The sequence below is a fragment of the Rahnella sp. GSA61A genome, assembly GCF_019969905.1.
Lineage (GTDB): Bacteria > Pseudomonadota > Gammaproteobacteria > Enterobacterales > Enterobacteriaceae > Rahnella > Rahnella aceris.
In genome coordinates, this window is sequence record NZ_JAHXYO010000002.1 from 375,237 (window position 1) to 390,869 (window position 15,633).

Genomic DNA, 15,633 nt, shown 5'->3' on the forward strand with positions numbered 1-15,633 from the left:
TTTCAGAAAGCGGTCAGGCCGCGTTTTGTTCAGTTTTGTAACCCACGGCGTCGCAGAAATTACGTACGCTGGAGACCCAGCCAAAGAAGGTTTCGATATTATAAATCGCCGCTTTTTGCGCGAATTCCGGCCCGGCCTGATGGGTGGCGTCTTCCAGTACCACACCGAAATATTCGAGGAAGAAGCCGTCACGCAGCGTAGATTCCACGCAGACGTTAGTGGCGATACCGGTGAACACCAGATGGTGAATACCGTAGCTGCGCAGCAGGCTGTCGAGCTGAGTATTGAAGAAGCCGCTGTAGCGTGGTTTGGGCAGGACAATGTCGCCCGGCTGCGGCTGCAGTTCATCCACCAGGTCATAATCCCAGTCACCTTTCGCCAGCAGTTTGCCCATCAGTTCCGGGCGTTTACGCATGGTTTTCAGCGCATTGGATTTATGAAAGTTAGGCGAACCGGCACCGCCAGCTTCGACGTACTGGTTGTCCCAGCCGTTCTGGAAGAAAATCACTTTGATCCCGGCGGCGCGGGCAGCGGCAATCGCCACTTTGATATTGGCAATCACCGGCGCGGTGGCGGAGACATCAAACCCCGCCAGATCCAGATAACCGCCCTGTGAGGCGTAGGCGTTTTGCATATCCACCACAATCAGCGCCGTTTGCTGCGGCGTAAACGCAATGGCTTCAGGACGTGCTGTGAGGATCGTTTCCTCGCCGGTGTTGTGGGGCTCGCGGCGGACCACAGTTTGATTCTCAACAACGTTCATCATGCGACCTCTTTCTGCTCAGTGCCGATGTGCTGGCGGGTTTTCATGAGTGGCTGGATATAACGGCCAAAGTTTTCGATGCCTTCGACAAAATCGTCAAAGGTCAGCAGTACGCCGCCTGCGCCGGGCACGGTGTCGATTTCGTCAAGCATTCTGGCGACGCTGGCGTAAGAACCGACCAGTGTGCCCATGTTGATATTGACCGCCGAAGTCGGGTCAGCCATCTGGCGGACGTTGGTATCAGCGCCGGATTTTGTGTCTTTGCTGCTCTGGTCGGTGAGCCACGCGAGCGCCTCGGCGTCAGCACCGGATTTATACAACTCCCATTTGGCGCGGGCAGCGGCGTCGGTTTCGTCGGCAATCACCATAAACAGGACATAAGAGGAGACGTCGCGCCCTTCGGCTTCGGCCGCCGTTTTCATGCGTGCGGCGGTCGGTGCAAAGGCGGTCGGTGTGTTAACGCCTTTGCCGAAGCAGAAGTTGAAATCGGCATGTTTGGCGGAGAACGCCATACCCGCATCGCTTTGTCCGGCGCAGATCACTTTCATTTCGCTCTGCGGGCGCGGACTGACGCGGCAGTCGTCCATTTTGAAGAATTCTCCGTCGAGTGTGCAGTGACCGGTGCCCCACAGGTCGCGCAGCACGCTGACGTATTCGGTCAGGTAATCATAGCGGCGGCTGAAATAGTCATCGCCCGGCCACATGCCCATTTGCTCGTATTCCGGTTTCTGCCAGCCGGTGACGACGTTCACGCCGAAACGTCCGTTGGAAATGGAATCAATGGTGGCGGCCATGCGCGCCACAATCGCCGGAGGCATCACCAGCGTGGCGGCGGTGGCGTAAAGCTGGATGCGGGAGGTCACGGCAGCCAGACCGGCCATCAGCGTGAACGACTCCATATTGTGTTCCCAGAATTCGGTTTTGCCACCGAAGCCGCGCAGTTTGATCATCGACAGCGCGAAATCAAAATGATAATGCTCCGCTTTCTGCACGATGGTTTTGTTCAGTTCGAAGGTCGGTTTGTACTGCGGCGCAGTTTCTGAAATTAACCAGCCGTTGTTGCCGATAGGAATGAATACACCGATTTTCATAGCTCACCTCGGTTGAAAATAAAATTACCAAAACAAGGGCTTGCGAAAATCTCTGCGCGGCTTGAGTGCGTCCTGCGGGTTCCGAATTGCACCGTGCTGAAATCTCCTGACGGGAAAGCTATTGCAAACGTGATGCCACTTTTAGAATGCGCAGTGTTATCAATGAGTTAAAAATGTGTTTCGTTTTCAGGTGGAGCAAATGGTCTGTTTCAGACCATCTGGTCAAAAATAACTGCACATCTATCAGGCAGGATTGAACAAAAATGGTGCAAATTTGTTAAGCGGATAACTCTTTGTGGTTAATGTTTATTGTCTTTGGTGTTACTTTCATCATCGACAGGCTTAGCGATAGTCGCTTGTACCTCCATTTGTTATGATTTCCGTCTTGCTGTTTGTCTCAGGGAGACATTGTGAAGCCATTGGTTGAACCTCCGTTGCCTCACGCCGGAGAGAAAAAATCCCGCCAGACGGCGGCGAAAGCGCCGACGCGACGCTCGCGGGCCGTCGCCGCCAAACGCAGCAATATCATGGCGGCGGCGCTGGAGTTCTTTTCGTTGTACGGCATGCATGGCACCAGTCTGGATCAGGTTGCCGAGCGCGCCGACGTGTCCAAAACCAATCTGCTGTATTACTTCCCGTCGAAAGAAGATTTGTATATCGCGGTGCTCAAAGGGTTGCTGGATATCTGGCTGGCGCCGCTGAAAGCGTTGCAGTCGGATCAACATCCGCTGGAAGCTATCCGGGAATATATCCGCCTGAAGCTGTGCGTTTCGCGCGATCACCCGCAGGCATCAAAGCTGTTTTGTCTGGAGATGGTGCAGGGCGCGCCGCTGCTGAAACAGGAACTGGGCGGTAGCCTGAAAACGCTGGTGGAAGATAAATCGGATGTGATACGCGGCTGGATTAAAGCAGAACTGATCGCACCTGTTGATCCGATGCAACTGATATTTATGCTGTGGGCGACCACGCAGCATTACGCCGATTTCGGCGTGCAGGTCGAAGCCATCACCGGCAAAACGCTCAGTGATCCTGAGTTCTTTGAACAAACGGTGAGTAACGTGCAGCGCATTATTACCGAAGGCATTCAGCTTCGGGTCTGAGAGGGCAGAATGGATTCGGTTTCACAATTAGTTCTTGGCGCTGCGGTCGGCATTGCGGTGATGGGCAAACGGGTGCCGGTGTGGAAATCTGCACTGGCTGGCGCGGTATGCGGAACCTTGCCCGATCTGGATGTGTTTTACGATCACGGTGACGCCATCAGCAATATGACCCTGCATCGCACCGAAAGCCATGCGCTGTTTTATCTGACGCTGGTTTCGCCGCTGATTGCCTGGCTGATGGCAAAATTGCTCAGCGGCGGGCAGCATTTCAAACGCTGGTGGGGCGCGGTCTGGCTGGCACTGATCACTCATCCGTTGCTGGATCTGATGACGGTGTACGGCACGCAGCTTGGATTGCCATTCACAAACTATCCGTTTGCGGTCGGCAGCATTTTCATCGTCGATCCGCTTTATACCTTACCGCTGATCATCGGCGTCGGGCTGGCGCTGTACCGCGAGCAACAGCGTGGGATCATGTGGAATAACGTGTTGCTGGGCGTGAGTTGTTTATATCTGGCCTGTACCGCCTTCGAGCAACATCAGGTGACGCGGCATGTGGGCGAGGAATTACAACGCCAGAACATCGAAAGCACACAGATTCTGGTCACGCCGACCCCGCTCAATTCGCTGGTGTGGCGTGTGGTGGTGATGAGTAAAGACAGTTACGGCGAAGGGTTTACCTCGCTGCTGCATCCGGATTCGCCGATCCGTTTCCGCTTCTATCCGCGCGGTGAAGCGTTGTATGAAGCACACAAAGATAATGCCTTTCTGGCGCGTGTCGCCTGGTTCAGCCACGGCTTTTTCAGCGTAAAAGAGCAGGGCGGTCATATTCTGGTCAGCGATTTACGTATGGGGCAGGAACCGGATTACACCTTTGTGTTCGATCTCGGCGAGATGAAAGCCGGTGCACCACCAGAACTGCCGGTGAAAGTGGCATCCGCCAGACCGTCGGCGGTGAAAATGTGGGATCAGTTCAGACAGGCGCTGGAAGTGGAGTAATCTGCAATAAAGCAAAAGGAGCCCGTGGGCTCCCCGGACTGAGGTGTTAGCATCAAAGTGTTGTCATAACGGTGGGAAGTGTTTGCCTGCATTGACTCTCGCAGACAAACACCGGAGATCCGACCGTTAATTAACTCTCACGTGGCGGAATGTCATCATCGACAAAACCGATAAGAGATAAGGCCTGCTGAATTTCAGGGCAGGTCATAAAATAGCGCCATAACAATCCACTACGATGGTTTTCAATCATGCCAATGATTGGCCCCTGGTCGATGGCCAGATATCCATCGGAATACCAGTTTTTGGAAAGATTAACACCATCAATAAACCCGCATTTCTCTGTCCACAGCGCATTTCCCAGGTCGTCATAAAAATGGCGCAGCGCTGCCATCGACGCTTCAGGCAAATAAGGTAAGTCACATAGTGCAGCGGTAAGGGTAATCGTGCCGTCATCAGACGTTGGATCATGACTTGCATAACCTGCAGGCCCGTAACCCGATGTCAGTCCCCAGTAATTTTCTGCATAGCCGTTAAATCCGCCAGGATTATCGATACTGTAAGCCTGCTGGATCTGGCTTTGCGCTTCACCCTGCTGGAAATAATTCACGTTATTGGCACTGTCCCGCAGGTTACGCGGGTCAAAACCGAGGAACGAGTAGTGCATAAAGAACATCGGGCCGCCCATCGTCGGGCCGATCGGCAACGTGATGTCGTAATAGACTTTGTTTTTGTTGTTATAACTTCCCTGTGACCAGCCACTTTTCCAGAGTGCCGGGTCGATGGCATGCGTCGGAGAAGCGATAGCCAAAAGATAGGTTATCATCGCCTCATTCCAGCCGGTGATTTTCATCCCCATGGTGAACTGCAAATCTTTATCGATATGCCAGTACAGGCTGTTGCTGTTATTGGTGAAGTAGTTCCAGTCAATGTCATGCCAGAGGGCGTTGATTTTGTCCGTCAGCGCAGTGTCGTTAAAATACTGACGCGCTGTTAACAAGCCCTGCACCATATACGACGTTTCCACCAGATCGGCACCGTTATCATCGGAACCAAACGGAATGGTCGCGCCCGTGCTGCCGTTAATCCAGTGCGGCCAGGCCCCTTTGTAGCGCGTGGTCGGCCCGCCAAGGAAATCGACCATTTTGTTAATGCGGTCGTAGCCATCCTCACGACTGACGAAACCGCGCTCAATCGCCACTAAAATCCCCATGATGCCAAAACCGCTCCCCCCAATCGCAATGGGTTCATCAGGCCCGGCATCGCTGTTGCGATATAACCGCTCAAAAGCCAGACCGCTGGTCGGGTGTGCGTAGTCCCAGAAATAGCGCAGCGTGGTTTGCTGTACTTTATCAAGCAACTGCTCGTCATCGAGGGATGGATAAACTGCCGCGTTGACGGCCGCAAGTTGTTGAGAAACAATCGGATCCAGTTCCCCGAAACGGTTGATGCGAATATCCATACAGGCCACGCCATCACGGGCAGCTACGTCTTTCACCCATTGGGCGAGCGCGTCGGTGTCGTAATGTTTACCGGTATCGCTTGAACCCATCGCGCCCCAGCCCGCATTCACCGTCTGGTTACCGAGTGCTATCCAGCGGAACCACTGATGATAGCCGTCGTTGCTGTCCCAGCGTGTGTCCGGCAGGTCAGTCATCACATAGTTGCCTTCGGCATTTTTCGAGCCGTAGGATTCACCCGCTGAGTAATCCGTGTAAGTCAGGGTATGAACACCAATCCCGGTGACAATTCGGTCCGGATTCCCCGCCCGCGAGCCGTCCACCACGTCATTGATATTGTAGGGCTGGCTCATGTCGGTGTAGTTATTCCACATGCCATCGAACCACCAGCCTGCTAACAAATCACCGTAGCGTTCACCAAACTCTCTTACCACCGCGTAATTCATGCGCGTGGTTTCTGACGTGATAACGTTGTCAAACGGGGAGCATTCGTACAGATGCGGGACCAGCATGTCACCCCAGCGATCCGGCGAGTGCTGATTCGCGTCATCATCGTAATAGACCAGGCTGGCTTTAGCAGGCGCGTAACCCATCATGTACAACATCAGTTTGATATCGTATTTCGCCAGTTCCTGAGCCATTTCCAGCGGCAAATCACGAATGGCGCTGCGCACGCCAGGTTCAATATCCAGAATGGCGTCATGAGTTTTATTCGGGCCAAGGTTATATCCGGCATGTTGATCCATCGTCAGCAGAACAAATCCCGCCCCCGTTTCGCTGACGGCTTTGGCATAAGCCTGCACGTCAAAAGTACTGAGGAAATCGTCCCAGCTTTCGCCCGGCTGCCATTTCTCATCTTGCGGAATATCCGATGAGAGATTGAGATAGTTAGGCAGGAAATGGTGCGATACGCCGTAATGCGCATTGCGGAACCAGTCGGTTCGCGGGTTGCCACTTCGCGCAACGACAGGCCCGACAATCACAGATTGTGACTCACCAAAGCACAGGCGTTCATTGCGCGGTGTAACCGTGACACGAATGTATTTCCCGTTGTGCTCAGGCAACAGCATCATTGTGCGGGTATGCAACCCGTTGATGGTACTGAATGGGCCAGTCGTACTGCCCGCCACTTCCCACAGGTATTCACTGCCATTTTCTGCAAAACCGCCGGGGTCAGTAAAAAGATAATCCGGGCGTAAAATTTCGCGCGTCAGTAACGAACCGTTTAATACCAGTGACGAGAGGGAAGGCGCGGCTATCGTGGTCGGTTCCAGCGAGAAATCCGCATCGACAGGCAACTCCCGATAACGCACGGTGAAGATGATATTTTGTTCAACCGCCGCAAGTTCGAGTGGCGTGAAAGAGAGTGTTGCCGTATTGCTTGCCGCATCCCACACAAAACCAGTTATTGGCAAACCCACGCGCATTTCACTGTTCACTTTGAGGTGTGTCCGGAAATCACTCAGCACAGGCTCGACAGATTGCGGGTGAACAAACGCAGCTTTCAGCGTACCGTTACTCGCCTGAAGGTTAAAGTTCGTGTCGGCCAGTTGACGATAATGCCCGCTCAACGTTTGCGGGCTTATCTGTGAATCAAAGAATTTAACTTCATCAATGATACCGTCGAAAGCATCCGTCACCGCGCCGTTGGTATCCAGCCGTCCGCCCACTTTCACCGAAGTGGTGACGTTCGTTTGCACCACGTTACTGCCGCCTGTCATCGCCATATTGCCGTTAACGGCCAGGGCATATTCATCACCCTGGCGCAAAATGGCGACGTGGGTCCAGGCATTCAGCGGAATAAAAGACTTGGTTTTTAAAGTAAATGAGGTGCTGTTGGTATCATTCGACATCGTGCAAACCAGCTGATTGTCCTGGGTATAAAGCTGCCAGCGCTGGTTGTTGTTATTGCGCGTATCCTGGCTGACGATCATGCTCATCGCTGTTGAACGCGGGTATATCCAGGCTTCCACGGTAAAGGCGGAATATTGCAAACAATCAAGCACGCCTAAATCAATATAACCCGGCTGCCCGCTGGCAAAATCGATACCATTGTTGAGCTTTGCCATCACCAGCGAGGGGGCTTGTCCCTGGCTTATTGCACTACGTTGGTTATTAATGGTCTCTAAGAAAGCCCCGTCAGTTTCATCATCAAAGGTGTAGTAATACTTCATGCCCTGGTTGTAAGTAAACGTGGCCTGAATATCGGCAAAATCTTTCGTCAGGATCTCATTTTTAAATCCGTGGAAAGTCAGGGTATAGGGAATTCCAGTTTGTAAGTCAGGCACATTAAGTGTCAGTGTGGTTTTTAAATCATCCAGCGCGACACTTTGAATAACGCCACTATTATCCAGCACAGAGTTAGTGAGAGTTAACGCACTCGTTGAATCCAGAGCCTGGTTAAACGTCACCAGAATATTGTTATTACTGTCGGTAGTGGTTTCAACGATTTCAAGATCACCGGCATTGTAGACTTTTAATGCATCCAGATGTGCATAAGACCCCGAACGTTTAATTCCCTGAATCGTGTGTGAACCAAACGGTAAATCCACCTTTTGATACAGAATATGGCTGTCCAGATGGGTGGAAGACCAGGTGCTTATTCTGCCTTGAGACACACCATCAATATAAATTTCAACATCACCCTGATCGCTACTGCTTTCGGCAATATAAGAAATACCGGTACCAATAAAGTTTAGTGTAAAGGTCGCAGAGTTATTACTCTGGGTATACGAGGTGGTGTGATAAAAGATACTTTGTGTACGGTTCGTGCTGTGCGTCCACTTACCGGCATATACAATGTCGGCGACCGGGTCGTCATAAACCTGTTCCGCAGGAAGTGCAGTGTAGTTTAGCGTAAAGGTCTGATTTTGAACGGTGGTGGTCAGAATCTGGTTGCTGATTTGGCTCAACGTGAGTGTGTAATCCGTTTGCGTGGTCAGCCCGGTAATGGTGAGGTCAGCAGTTTTTCGGTCATTGCTTAAAGTGACGGAGACAACGCTTGCTCCGTTGTTCAACTGATAATTTCCCGGTTCAGTTCCGCTTTGGCTATCCAGCGATTGATTGAACTGAAGCCGTGCTGTCCCTTCACTGCCTGCGCCCAAAAATTGCTCTACTTCAGCGGTAAGCGCGGCATCGTTATACACTTTAAGCTGATCAAGCAGCATCCAGGATCCGTTTTTTTTCACCCCTTTAAAAGTATGTTCTCCGGGCGATATGTCGGTAATATAATAAATAAGATCGCTGTACTGGCGCGTTGAAGTTTTGGTTGTTGCCGTACCGTGTAACACGCCATCAAGATAAAAATCTATTTCGCCCTGATCGGTATTTCCTTCGCTGTAATACCCAATGCCTGAACCGGTAAATGTGTATTCAAAATACTTACCGTTATCATACAACGCCATACTTGCACCATCATCGCTGTATGCTCGTCCGGTATATCGGGTCCAGTTTCCGGTATAAATAATAGAGGGGTCATTATCCTGAATGATAATTTCTGGTTGTACATCTTGCTTTGCAGAACACATAATATAGACCTCACGCTAATCGACATTAAATTCAATTTAATGCTAACTAAGGTATGAGGCGGGCGTGTATCATAAATAATCACGCAGAGGAAATTATATTTTTTAGTGAATGTTTATGATTTAAATATTTAAATGAAAGTACCGCAAGGGATTTGCAGCGCCTTTATAATAAAAAAGAGATTAATAATTAATGAGAGAGAATGACTGAGGAGGATTTTTATGCTCCTCAGTAATTCAGGACACTGTGATTACCAAATACCTTTGGCAGTATATTCGTGCAATCAGGACTGGCGTCTGCGCAACCCGTAGCCAATCGCCAGAATCACAAACCACAGCGGCGTGACGAGTAACGCCTGACGGGTATCATCCTGCAAGGTCAGCAGTACCAGAACAAAAGCAAAGAATGCCATACAGACCCAGCACATCAGTTTGCCGAGCGGCATTTTGTAGATTGAAGCTTCGTGCAGTTGCGGGCGTTGACGGCGGTAGACCAGATAAGAGCAGAGGATGATGGTCCAGACGAACATAAACAGAATCGCCGAAACGGTCGTGACCAGCGTGAAGACCGTCACCACATTCGGGATCAGGTAAATCAGCACCACACCGCCGAGCAGGCAGATGCAGGAAAATGTCAGGCCGTTCGACGGTACAGCGCGGGAAGAGAGCTTGCCGAATGCTTTCGGCGCATTGCCTTCCTGTGCCAGACCGAACAACATGCGACTGGTGGAGAATACGCCACTGTTGGCGGAAGAGGCCGCCGAAGTCAGCACCACAAAGTTGATAATGCTCGCCGCAGCCGGAAGACCGGCAAGTACGAACAATTCAACGAACGGGCTTTTATCCGCCACCACATGGCTCCAGGGTGTCACCGACATAATCATGATCAGTGAGAACACATAGAACATGATGATGCGCAGCGGAATGGCGTTGATGGCGCGCGGCAGGGATTTCTGCGGATCTTTAGTTTCGGCGGCGGTGGTGCCCACCAGTTCGATACCGACAAACGCGAACACCGCTATCTGGAAACCGGCAAAGAAACCGCTCACGCCTTTCGGGAAGAACCCGCCATCATTCCACAGATTGCTGAAGGACGCGACGGTGCCGGTGGGGGTCTGGAAGTGCGTCAGCACCATCACCAGCCCGGCGATAATCAGCCCGACGATGGCGACGATTTTGATCATCGCGAACCAGAATTCCATCTCACCGAACATTTTCACAGTAGCGAGATTGAGGCTCAGCAGCACCAGCACGCAGAGCAGGGATGCGACCCATTGCGACAGTCCGGGGAACCAGAACTGTGCGTAAGCGGTGATAGCGACGACGTCGGCGATGCCGGTGACCACCCAGCAGAACCAGTAGGTCCAGCCGGTGAAATACCCGGCCCACGGGCCCAGCAGGTCGGCGGCAAAGTCACTGAAAGATTTGTATTCGAGGTTGGACAGTAACAGTTCGCCCATCGCGCGCATGACGAAAAACAGCATAAAGCCGATGATCATGTAGACGAAGATGATGGACGGACCGGCGAGGCTGATGGTTTTGCCTGAGCCCATAAACAGGCCGGTACCGATCGCGCCGCCAATGGCAATGAGCTGGATATGACGGTTGGAAAGATTTCGCCGCAAACCTTCAGCGTTCTCTTCCCCAGGCTGGACGAGGATTTTTGACTCTTCTTGCATGTTGTATTGATTCCTGTTTTTTGCTTTTTGCGTATGAACTCCGCCATATCGCATTCATTTACGTCAATTTTTTGAGCTCTGAGTGGCCCTTTGGTCACCACGACCGGAACGACAGCGTGCGTGAACGTTGTAATAGTAATGTTAAGTGCGCATTTATTATAACTGGCATGAAAAATGCCAACGGAAAAAATGTATCGTAATTTTTACATCGTGGATAACTGAGTGTTAATTAATCAAGTCTCTTCAGAGACGGTGGGAATAATAGCGTTTTTAAGAGTGATGAGCTTCACAAATATTAATGAAAATAACGGCAAAAAAGTGAGGGTAAGCGTTTGACATCATCCTTGCAGAGGAGAATAATCCGTCCCGTTGGGTCGTTAGCTCAGTCGGTAGAGCAGTTGACTCTTAATCAATTGGTCGGCGGTTCGAACCCGCCACGACCCACCAACAAATGATTAATCAATGCATTAAGCTCCTTCTGCTTTTATTTCCCTTCTTCTTTAATCCGTCAGTTCCTCTGTTTTATGCACTGCTAATAAAGTTGTCGCCTGTCGGGAAATAAACCTCAACGGTTTGTCGTTTATTTACGCAATCTGGCAGGAATATTTTTATGGCATATAAAGATGAGCGGAAGGAAGAAATACAGGGAATAGCTGTCAGGCCCCGGTTTGAGGCCAAAACAGTGTTAAGTGCAGGAATGCATCAATACATAATGGTGGTATTGGGTGCATTGCCATTTTTGAGTTGTTTTTGTACACGCATGCACAGGCTGAAGATCAGCAGATGAACGTGCGTGATAAATGTGCTTTCTTCGGTGAACCGGTCACTGCGCAAGACGACCGTCTCCGAACGATTCTGTTTGGCAACCAGTAACTCAATCCCTTTGTCGCGGAATTCGTCTTCGTAGGCTTTAACGATCCCTGCGGGGGCGATTAATGTGTAGCTGTACATAGTGATTCCTGAAACTGAGTTGAACGACTGATCGGATAAATCCTAACAAGAATATCAAATACCAGTGGAGGACTATTAGCAATTCGGGTGATGTTTTTTTGTACTAACGTCACAGATTTAGATGACTTTTTTACGCTTGCGGACACTCCGTACCCGCTCCCACCGGTTTTTTGTTGCCCGCTGCGCGCACACTGCTATCATTCGTGCATAAACTCAGGGAGATAACGATGAAAAAAACACTGGTGGCCTTGGCTGCTTTATTTTTAGCCGGGTGTGCGGCCAATCCTTATGAACCGACGCTGCAGGTCAAGTCATCTTTCGCTAACGCCAGCTCGGCAGCGCCGGCAGGGCAGACCCACATCCGTTTACACCGTTTAGATCAGTGGTCAGTCGTGCCGTTTGAGAAAACCTGTCCGCTGATAGTGTTTTTAGACGGACAAACCGTGGCTTCCCTGCATTTTAATCAGTACGTGGATTTGAATGTGCCGAACGGGATGCGCACTATTGATGTTCGCATTGCCTGCGCGCTGACCAAGACATCAGGTTCGATTACCGTTGATGCGAATGGTAAAAGTATCAGTCTGGAAACGGATCGCAGCTTCTTCGGAACCTACAATATCCGGCCGGAAGGCAGCGGCAATAAATAACAAAATGAATAAACCCGCAGAATGCGGGTTTTTTTATGATCATTTTCTTTTTGTCCGTTTTGCGAGGGTGACTGTCAGTTAGTCAGGCGCAGGAAGTTATCGTTTGCGTACTATGGATTTAACGGAACATAACCGCTGCCCAATGATAAAAGGAGAATCGTATGTTAAACGACCCGTCGCAAAAATATCGCCCCTTCCCGCAGGTGAATTTACCCGATCGCCAGTGGCCAGGAAATGTGCTCTGTAAAGCGCCGCAATGGTGTTCAAGTGATTTGCGTGACGGCAATCAGGCGCTTGCAGAACCCATGGATAATGCCCGTAAGCGTCAGTTTTTTGATTTGCTGGTGAAGTGTGGTTTTAAGCAGATTGAGGTGGCGTTTCCCTCGGCTTCACAAACCGATTTTGATTTTGTCCGCAGCCTGATTGAAGAGAAGCTCATCCCGGATGATGTGGTGATTCAGGTGCTGACGCCTTCGCGGCCGGATCTGATTGCCCGCACCTTTGAGGCACTCAAAGATGTGCCGCGTGCCATTGTGCATTTATATAACGCCACTGCGCCTGTGTTCCGTGAAGTGGTATTTAATCAGGATCAGGCCGCAACGCGTGAGCTGGCGGTTCGCGGCGCTCAGCAAATTCGTCAGTTGTGCGGGCAATATTCGCAGACTGAATGGACGTTTGAGTATTCACCGGAAACCTTCTGCTTCACTGAACTGGAGTTTGCGCTGGAAGTGTGTGAAGCCGTGGCGGATGTCTGGAAACCGGGCAATGAAAGGCCGATGATCATTAATTTACCGGCAACAGTAGAAGTCAGCACACCGAATGTTTATGCCGACCAGATTGAATGGTTCTGCCGTCATTTCAGCCACCGCGAACAGGTTTCCATCAGCGTTCATCCGCACAATGACCGCGGAACCGGTGTGGCCTGTGCTGAGCTGGCGATGCTGGCCGGTGCCGACCGTGTGGAAGGATGTCTTTTTGGTAACGGTGAACGCACCGGCAACGTGGATATTGTGACGCTGGCGCTGAACCTTTACACGCAGGGCATCTCGCCGCAGCTGGATTTCAGCAATTTGCAGACGATTGTCGAGGCGGTGGAGGAATGTAACCAGTTACCGGTGCATCCGCGCCATCCGTATGCCGGTGAACTGGTGTTTACGGCATTTTCGGGCTCGCATCAGGACGCCATCAAAAAAGGGTTTGCTGCACAGAAAGCATCAGAGAGCACGGTCTGGCGCGTGCCGTATCTGCCGTTAGATCCTGCGGATGTCGGTTGCAGTTATGAAGCGGTGATCCGCGTGAACAGCCAGTCCGGGAAAAGCGGGGCGGCCTGGTTGCTGGAACAGAATCACGGGCTGAAATTGCCGCGCGGTTTGCAAATTGATTTCAGTAAAGCGGTGCAGCGTGAAACCGATACGCATGGCAAGGAAATGAGCACCAGCGATATCTGGCGACTGTTCCGGCAGCGTTACGGGTTAACCGATCTGCCCGTGGTGAAATTGCTCAGTTATGACATCCGCAGCGATGAGCAAAACGTCTGCCATTTCAGTGCGCGGATCCGCTATCGTAATGAAGAACAACATATTACGGGTAGCGGTAACGGTTTGCTGTCCGGTGCAGCGGATGCTTTGCGTCGCAGTTACGATGTGCTCCTGGAAATCGGCGATTATCATGAACATACGCTGGGACATCAGAGCCACAGTCGCGCGGTGGCGTATCTGAGCTGTCGGGGGCGGTTGGGCGAAACGTGTTATGGCGTGGGGATTGACAGCGATGTGTCCAGTGCTTCATTGCAGGCACTGTTCAATGCAGCCAGCGCCATTATGACTGATTAAAATATTCGCTGGGTGAGACGCCAAGCGACCGGCGAAACATCGCACTGAAGGCACTCGGGCTGTCGTAGCCGAGTGCCAGCGCCACATCAATAACTGAAACGCCAACGGCAAGCTGGTTCAGTGCTTCGAGCAATTTTGCCTGGCGAACCCAGTCACTGAAACGTAATCCCGTTTCACGCTGGAAACGGCGTGAGAGCGTTCGGCTGCTGATATTCAGACGTTGCGCGACATCTTCCAGTTCCCACGTTGAACAAAGATCCGCACGAATTTGCTGGCAAAGCCCGCTCAGCTCCGGCTCGTTGGGTTCCGGCAGATAAAGAGGCAGTGTCGGCAACAGACGCAGTTCATCAAGCAATAATTCCATGATGCGTTCATCGCGCCCGCCGGGCAGATAATCGGCCGGAATAGTCAGCGAGGCCAAAATCAGTTCACGCAGCAGCGGAGAAATCTGCACTACCTGACATTGCGCAGGTAAGTCAGCACGGGCGAGGGGATCGACAAACAGCGTGCGGGCCTTTACACCGCCGATAAAACGCAGACTGTGTTCAACCTCTGCAGGCAGCCAGACCCCGCGCCCGGGCGGCACCATCCAGGTGCCGAGCGACGTATGCACTTCTACAATACCGGATAGCGTATGAATCAGTTGTGAGCAGTTGTGACTGTGGGCTGGCTCGCTGTCACCATGTTGATAATCAATAGCCAGAGGCGCAAGCACCTGATGCGGGGCAAGGAAGTTGTGATGCATTGATCAATGATGTTTCTGTTTTTTGGCATCTTCTACGGCTTGTTTGGCTTCTTCTGCCGCTTTTTCAATTTCTTCTTCCGTCAGTTGTTCAGAAACTTCAAACAGTTCTCCCAGCCCGTCACTGACATGGACTTCGTCGGCTTTGCTTTTGTTTTCTTTATTCTTTTCGTCGCTCATGCTTATGTTCTCATTGAATGAATGCAGGGCATGATTATAGCAGACATTGCGGGGAATAACCGGGCGGAGAGAGGCAGAGCCTGTCAGGGTGACAGACTCTGAAATAGCATTACTGACGGTAAGCAAACTTGATTTGCTGCAGGGAATTTTTGAACACGGCAGCCTGTTGTTCGTCTTCCATCTGCGCGACAAAACGCTCCATGTTCAGCATCACTTTACCTGCATCAGCCTGGCCAATCGCTTTGAGGATCAGGGTCAGGGTGGCTTTCAGGCAGGCAACTTCTGCTGCCAGTGTTTCAACGTTTGCTTCAGTCGTAAAATCGCAATTACTCATTATTTGTATCCCCTCAGGCAAGCTGTCAGGCAGCGCACCGAATTCTGAACAGGTGAAAAGTGGCCGCATTTTAGCATAGTTGGCACGTTTTAGGGCAGGGCCAGAATGGCCGCTTAAAACGGGAGGTTAAGCGTCTGCATATAGTGTTTCCGGACAATGAGTAAAGAATACTAAACATAATGGGGGATTGAGAATTTTTCATCTTTATGTGCAGACTTATTCATATAAGCCATCATCAATTCGTGCGATCGCAAATAATAATTGGATATATCATAGATATATGAAGTGACAGTGCTGACGCTTAAATAGCCAGCATGGCGTAAAGAGAGTTTCA

12 protein-coding genes and 1 tRNA gene are annotated in these 15,633 nt (G+C 51.2%); 5 read left to right on the forward strand and 8 right to left on the reverse strand.

Going from position 1 to position 15,633, the window contains the following annotated elements:
• Positions 1-13: 13 nt before the first annotated feature.
• Together rutB and rutA are read right to left on the reverse strand one after the other, a co-directional pair.
• Entirely contained in the window at positions 14-766 is a 753-nt protein-coding gene (rutB, locus tag LC431_RS03870; RefSeq protein WP_015690206.1) for a pyrimidine utilization protein B, read from the reverse strand.
• Positions 763-1,854, reverse strand: a complete 1,092-nt coding sequence (gene rutA, locus LC431_RS03875) for a pyrimidine utilization protein A (RefSeq protein ID WP_013576307.1) — start codon at positions 1,852-1,854, stop codon at positions 763-765. The genes rutB and rutA overlap by 4 nt, the downstream gene beginning before the upstream one ends.
• A gap of 410 nt (positions 1,855-2,264) precedes the next feature.
• On the opposite strand from rutA, the gene rutR reads away from it, so the two are divergent.
• Entirely contained in the window at positions 2,265-2,954 is a 690-nt protein-coding gene (rutR, locus tag LC431_RS03880; RefSeq protein WP_013576306.1) for an HTH-type transcriptional regulator RutR, read from the forward strand.
• A 9-nt stretch (positions 2,955-2,963) separates the two neighbouring features.
• Positions 2,964-3,953 (forward strand): metal-dependent hydrolase, encoded by a 990-nt coding sequence (locus tag LC431_RS03885; protein WP_013576305.1) that lies wholly within the window; start codon positions 2,964-2,966, stop codon positions 3,951-3,953.
• Between the two features lie 130 nt (positions 3,954-4,083).
• Here LC431_RS03885 and LC431_RS03890 read toward each other — a convergent pair whose 3' ends face one another.
• Positions 4,084-8,814, reverse strand: coding sequence for a glucoamylase family protein (locus tag LC431_RS03890; RefSeq protein WP_223509293.1), 4,731 nt, complete (start codon positions 8,812-8,814; stop codon positions 4,084-4,086).
• 404 nt (positions 8,815-9,218) lie between these two features.
• Positions 9,219-10,613, reverse strand: a complete 1,395-nt coding sequence (cycA, locus tag LC431_RS03895) for a D-serine/D-alanine/glycine transporter (RefSeq protein WP_015690203.1) — start codon at positions 10,611-10,613, stop codon at positions 9,219-9,221.
• Between the two features lie 371 nt (positions 10,614-10,984).
• Here cycA and LC431_RS03900 point away from each other — a divergent pair.
• Positions 10,985-11,060 (forward strand) — tRNA-Lys (locus LC431_RS03900).
• A 255-nt stretch (positions 11,061-11,315) separates the two neighbouring features.
• On the opposite strand, the gene LC431_RS03905 is transcribed toward LC431_RS03900, so the two are convergent.
• A complete protein-coding gene (locus tag LC431_RS03905; protein ID WP_013576302.1) occupies positions 11,316-11,564 on the reverse strand; it encodes a hypothetical protein in 249 nt (82 codons plus the stop codon).
• 227 nt (positions 11,565-11,791) lie between these two features.
• Between LC431_RS03905 and LC431_RS03910 the strand changes: the two genes are divergently transcribed.
• Together LC431_RS03910 and leuA are read left to right on the forward strand one after the other, a co-directional pair.
• Positions 11,792-12,211 (forward strand): hypothetical protein, encoded by a 420-nt coding sequence (locus LC431_RS03910; protein WP_013576301.1) that lies wholly within the window; start codon positions 11,792-11,794, stop codon positions 12,209-12,211.
• A gap of 161 nt (positions 12,212-12,372) precedes the next feature.
• Positions 12,373-14,043 carry a 2-isopropylmalate synthase gene (gene leuA / locus LC431_RS03915; RefSeq protein ID WP_112151625.1) on the forward strand — a complete coding sequence of 557 codons (1,671 nt, stop codon included), beginning with the start codon at positions 12,373-12,375 and terminating at the stop codon, positions 14,041-14,043.
• Here the strand turns inward: leuA and LC431_RS03920 are convergent.
• From LC431_RS03920 to LC431_RS03930, 3 genes are all read right to left on the reverse strand, one after another.
• Positions 14,030-14,788 (reverse strand): helix-turn-helix transcriptional regulator, encoded by a 759-nt coding sequence (locus LC431_RS03920; RefSeq protein ID WP_112151624.1) that lies wholly within the window; start codon positions 14,786-14,788, stop codon positions 14,030-14,032. The genes leuA and LC431_RS03920 overlap by 14 nt on opposite strands.
• 3 nt (positions 14,789-14,791) lie before the next feature.
• Positions 14,792-14,965 carry a hypothetical protein gene (locus LC431_RS03925; RefSeq protein ID WP_015697983.1) on the reverse strand — a complete coding sequence of 58 codons (174 nt, stop codon included), beginning with the start codon at positions 14,963-14,965 and terminating at the stop codon, positions 14,792-14,794.
• A gap of 109 nt (positions 14,966-15,074) precedes the next feature.
• On the reverse strand, positions 15,075-15,299 hold the full coding sequence (locus tag LC431_RS03930; protein ID WP_013576297.1) for a DUF2594 family protein: 225 nt from the start codon (positions 15,297-15,299) through the stop codon (positions 15,075-15,077).
• Positions 15,300-15,633: the final 334 nt, after the last annotated feature.